The 1,948-nt window shown below is 44.9% G+C and carries 2 protein-coding genes; both read left to right on the top strand.

The window, feature by feature from the left end:
* The coding region (locus KH180_RS16605) for an amidohydrolase family protein (RefSeq protein ID WP_290762480.1) at window positions 1–755 on the top strand (755 nt) is incomplete at its 5' end.
* Window positions 756–793: 38 nt separating this feature from the next.
* The coding region (locus KH180_RS16600) for a TRAP transporter large permease (protein ID WP_330624623.1) at window positions 794–1,948 on the top strand (1,155 nt) is incomplete at its 3' end.

Here is a 1,948-nt window from a genome sequence, read left to right as displayed (position 1 = left end):
TGAAGGGCCGTCACGGTCATGGTTTTGTAGGCCTGCCTCATTCCGGGGTGGAGGAGTTCCGCAGAACATGCCGTGAAAATATGTTCCATGGAGTAGATATCCTGAAAATGTTTATTACTCCCGGAGGAATTGTGGCGGAGGGAGAATATATTCCGTATTTCATATCTTTCGAAGAGATGAAAGCAGTTGTTGACGAAGCACATCAGCTTAACATTAAGACGGCAGCCCACTGTATAGGCGGTCCGGGGCTGGATTTATGCTTAAAAGCGGGCGTGGATGTTCTGGAACACATTTACAATGTAACACCGGAGCAGATAAAAAAAATTGAGGATTCCGGCACATGGGTAGATTTGACATCAGGCATTGTCCTTGACCCGGAGCGCGAATCAATGGTTCCGGCAGCGCATGCGGCCAATACAAGAAAGAACCGTGAATATTCCAGAAAGTGTCTGGAGAATACAGTAAGAAGTGATAAAATCCAGTATACTCTTGGTACAGATGCTTATCATGCACATCTGCATAAAGAACTTGAATGGACCGTTGGCATGGGCGGACAGGCCATTGATGCGGTAAAGGGGGTTACAGTTAATGCTGCAAAGATGTGCGGTCTGGAAAAAACAAAAGGCAGCCTTGAAGTTGGAAAACAGGCAGATATTATTGCAGTAAAAGAAAATCCTTTGGAAAATGTATCCACATTACAGGATGTACGCTTCGTAATGAAACATGGGGATGTTTATAAGGCAGAAATGCAGTAGGTGTGCTTATACGCCATAGAGGGCCTCAAAGCAGCAGGATGAAAAGAACCATCATAATGGAAAAAAATAAAAATATGAGACAGGAGGAGAGATTCTTGGATATTGCGGTTTTAATGGGAGTTTTTTTTGCATTACTTTTTCTGGGAGTTCCGATTGCATATTCGTTGTGTCTGTCTGCAGTACTTTATATGGCACTTTTTATGGATGTACCTATGATAATCATAGGTCAGCAGATGCTGAAAGGGGTGGACTCATTTACACTAATGGCCATACCGTTTTTTGTAATCGCAGGCGGACTCATGGAATCCGGCGGTATTTCGAAACGAATTGTGAACTTTGCCAGAACAGTAGTAGGTCATTTGCCGGGAGGTCTTGCTATTGTTACGGTGGTAGCGAGCATGATTTTTGCAGCTATGACAGGAGCCGGGGCAGCGACTACCGCGGCAGTGGGAGGAATCATGATTCCATCCATGCAGGAGGAAGGGTATGACGGCGGCTATGCCAGTGCAGTCCAGGCAGTGGGAGGAATATTCGGACCTCTTATTCCGCCAAGTATACTTATGGTTCTATATGGAGTTGCATCCGGAGAATCTGTGGGTGATATGCTGCTGGCAGGACTTGTGCCAGGACTTTTTCTTGGGGTAATTGTCATAGGGGTAGTAGTATGGCAGTGTATTAAAAAGGGATACAAGGGAGTAGGCCATTTTAGCCTGAAACGGGCCGCAAAATCATTTTTAGATGCTATATGGGCCATACTTGCGCCTGCTATTATTTTAGGCGGTATTTATTCCGGCCTGTTTACGCCAACAGAGGCATCGGCCGTTGCCTGTTTCTATTGCCTGATCATCGGATTGTTCGTTTACAGGGAACTTAATTTTAAATCCCTGGGGAAAGTGGTATTTAAATCAGTCAAGACAGCAGCAGGTATCATGCTTATTGTGGCAGCTACCCAGGCATTTGGATGGGTCCTGACAAGAGCAGGAATACCCCAGATGGTGGCAGAAGGATTTACTTCTGTAATATCAAGCCCGACTGTGTTTATGTTTGCTGTTGTATTTATTCTGATTGTTGCGGGGTGTTTCATAGATGCAGTGCCGGCATTGCTGATTTTTGCACCCATATTGATTCCTACAGCAACCCAGTATGGAATTTCTTTGATTCATTTCGGTGTGGTTATGGTGGTTACCTTATGT

This window comes from Anaerostipes sp. (assembly GCF_018381315.1).
In the GTDB taxonomy this organism is placed as follows: domain Bacteria; phylum Bacillota; class Clostridia; order Lachnospirales; family Lachnospiraceae; genus Anaerostipes.
This window is presented reverse-complemented; position numbering and strand designations above follow the sequence as displayed.